The sequence below is a fragment of the Roseovarius sp. D22-M7 genome (assembly GCF_037083785.1).
Taxonomy (GTDB): domain Bacteria; phylum Pseudomonadota; class Alphaproteobacteria; order Rhodobacterales; family Rhodobacteraceae; genus Roseovarius.
Window position 1 is genome coordinate 1 of the sequence record NZ_JBAPKY010000134.1, and the last position, 2955, is coordinate 2955.

The window sequence follows — 2955 nt, forward strand, 5'->3', positions numbered from 1 at the left end:
CCAACCCCGCAATTTCGTGCTTGCGCGCTTCTCGGACGCCAGACGGTGCCGCGCGCTACTCGACCACCTCGCGCGGCGTCCGAGAAACCTACAGCTGTGCTGCCGTTCGACATCGTCGGATCAGATGACCGGTTTGCTACATCTGAGCGGGCCGCTGACCGCATCGCATCGGGCCTCGGCGCCGGAGATAGGGGGGCTCGCGTCGGTTTCGCCGAGCATCCGGGAAGTTGCCCAGCGCATCGTCTGGCGTCGCCTTGAATTTGGGTGGTATTTCATAATGCTTCATGCTGGTCCGTGAGCTATCATCGCTACCATGTGCAATCTCTATTCGAACACCATGCCGCCAGCCGCCATGCGCCAGCTCTTTGCGGTGGATCCCGCGAATGACCAACTGGGCAACGCCGAGCCCTTGCCGGCCATTTTCCCGAAGACCATGTCGCCGATCGTCGGGGTCGATCCGGACGGCTCCCGCTGGCTGGAGCACGCGCACTGGGGGTTCGTGATGCCCCAGGTCTCGAAGAAGACCGGCAATCCGATTCAGCCCAAGGCGGTCAACAACGCGCGGGACGACAAGCTGCGCAATTCCCGGTTCTGGNTCAGCCCAAGGCGGTCAACAACGCGCGGGACGACAAGCTGCGCAATTCCCGGTTCTGGGCCAACAGCTTCGAAAACCGGCGCTGCCTGATCCCGGCTACAAGCTACTGCGAGCCCAAGGGACGCAACCCGGCCACCTATGTGTGGTTCGGCGTGGCCGGGGACGATGACGGCGAGGAAGAACGACCAGCCTTCGCCCTCGCGGGTATCTGGCGGCACTACAAGGGCAATTACGGCGGTGGCGAAGAGCGCGAGATGATCACCTCATCGATGGTCACCACGACGCCGAACGCGCTGACGCGGCAGGCGCATCCGGATCGCTCGCCAACGATCCTTGATCCTGGGGATTACGAGCAATGGCTCACCGGGACCCCCGATGAGGCTTTTGCGCTGATACGGCCCTTCCCGGCCGCGCGCATGGTGATCCACCAGAGCGGCGAGGGGCTCAAGTCCGATCGGGGCGGTCTGGGTCCTGCCGGATAACCGCGGGCCTTCGAGTCACCGCTTGACAGCCGGGGACCCTGTGCTTGATCTACGGAAGAACATAACAGGAACACAGAAGGATTCGCGGATGCCGGTCTATCCGATAGACGCCCCTGTTCTCATGGAAGGACAGATCATCCCGCTGCGCCTGCCGCGCGCCAGTGCGGGCTTTCCGTCGCCGGCCGGCGATGACCTCGAAGATGAGATCGACCCGATCGCCTGGGTCGTGCGGCACCCGTCCTCGACCTTCTGGTGGCGCGTGGAGGGCGACTGCCTCTGGGACGTCGGGATCCGGGACGGCGACATCATCGCCGTGGACAGGGCCGGCAAGCGGCGCCTCGGGCGCGCCGTCCTTGCGGTTGTCGACGGTGCGGTCACGGCGAAGATCCTGCGCAAACGGGACGGCAAGTTCTACCTCGCTACCGCCAACACCCGTGAGACCTTCCCCGACATCAAGCTGACCGAGGAGAGCGAGATCTGGGGCGTCATCGCCGGTGTGGTACGGCGCTACGACTTGGCGTGACGCGCCCGATCGCGATCAGCGACAGCGCGAACTTCTATGTCAGTGCGGAGCGGCTCTTCGACCCGAGCCTGAAAGGCGTGCCGGTGATCGTGCTGTCGAATAATGATGGCTGCGCCGTGGCCCGCAGTGATGAGGCCAAAGCCCTCGGGATCAGGATGGGCGAGCCGCTGCACCTGATCCGCGACAAGGTCGAGGCGCACGGGATCCGGGTCTTCTCGTCGAACTATACTCTCTACGGCGATATCAGCCGCCGGGTGGTGGCGGTCTACGAGGACTACACGCCCAACGTCGAGATCTACTCGATCGACGAGTGTTTTCTCGACTTCGGCGGGTTCCGGGACCGGACGGCGCATGCCCGGGCCATGCGGCGCGACGTGCTGCGCCGCGTCGGCGTGCCGGTCCGGGTCGGGATCGCGCCAACGAAGACGCTTGCTAAATGCGCCAACGACATCGCCAAGAAAAACCCGATCTTCGCGGGCGTTCTGGACATTATGGACCCGGGCCTCGCCGACTGGCTTCTGCCGCTCGTCCCCGTCGGTGACATCTGGGGCATCGGCCGCAGGACCGAAGCAAAGCTGCATGGGCTGGGGATCGGGTCGGCCGCGGAGCTGCGGGCCATGCCGCCGCGCCAGGCGCGCGCTCTGGGCACGGTCGTGCTGGAACGCACCGTGCTGGAGCTGCAGGGCGAACCCTGCATTGCCTTTGATGACGTCGCGCCACAGCGCAAGGGGATGGCCGTCACCCGGTCCGCCGGCACACCGATGCAGGATTTCGACACCCTGTTCGAGGCGATCGCCGCGCATGCGACGCGCGCGGCGGAGAAGCTGAGACAGCATGGGCTTGTGGCCGGCACGATGACGGTCTTTTTCCACACGAACCGGCACCGCCCGGACCGGCCGCAATATACAGGGTCCCGTACGACGGGAATCGTGCCGATGTCATCCGACACGTTCGAGCTGGTTGCGGCCGCAAGGCGCTGCGCCCAGGCGGCATGGCCGAAAACCGGGACCCATGCCTACGCGTTCACGAAGGCGGGTGTCATGCTCGATGATCTGCTGCCGCTCGAGGATCGCCCGAGGACGCTGTTTGATGCGCCGCGCGGTTCACCCGCCCTGATGCGTGCGCTCGATGAGGTGAACCACCGGTTCGGCAAGAAGACCATGGTGGTCGCGAGCGAGGGCCTGGTGCGGTCGTGGCAGCTGCGCGCCGATCATCGTAGCCCGCGCTACACGACGCGGCTGTCGGATCTGCCGGTCGTCAGGTTGTCAATGTGCATTCAAAACTGACCCGGTGTGATCATCCAAAAATGACCCACCCCGGAGGTGGCAAAGCCCACAGGCGAGCGGCCACCAAAT

General features: G+C 65.1%; 4 protein-coding genes. All 4 read left to right on the plus strand.

Features of this window, described 5'->3' with window-relative positions:
* Positions 1 to 352: 352 nt before the first annotated feature.
* Entirely contained in the window at positions 353 to 685 is a 333-nt protein-coding gene (locus V8324_RS21485) for a hypothetical protein (protein ID WP_442970597.1), read from the plus strand.
* Positions 634 to 1077 (plus strand): SOS response-associated peptidase family protein, encoded by a 444-nt coding sequence (locus tag V8324_RS21490; protein ID WP_336421934.1) that lies wholly within the window; start codon positions 634 to 636, stop codon positions 1075 to 1077. Before V8324_RS21485 ends, V8324_RS21490 begins: the two co-directional genes overlap by 52 nt.
* 88 nt (positions 1078 to 1165) lie before the next feature.
* Positions 1166 to 1600, plus strand: coding sequence for a LexA family protein (locus V8324_RS21495; RefSeq protein WP_336421932.1), 435 nt, complete (start codon positions 1166 to 1168; stop codon positions 1598 to 1600).
* Entirely contained in the window at positions 1597 to 2886 is a 1290-nt protein-coding gene (locus tag V8324_RS21500) for a Y-family DNA polymerase (RefSeq protein ID WP_336421933.1), read from the plus strand. The genes V8324_RS21495 and V8324_RS21500 overlap by 4 nt, the downstream gene beginning before the upstream one ends.
* Positions 2887 to 2955: the final 69 nt, after the last annotated feature.

Coding starts and splice junctions, on each gene's coding strand:
- V8324_RS21495 (WP_336421932.1), top strand. CDS start 1,166: ATGCCGGTCTATCCGATAGACGCCCCTGTTCTCATGGAAGGACAGATC.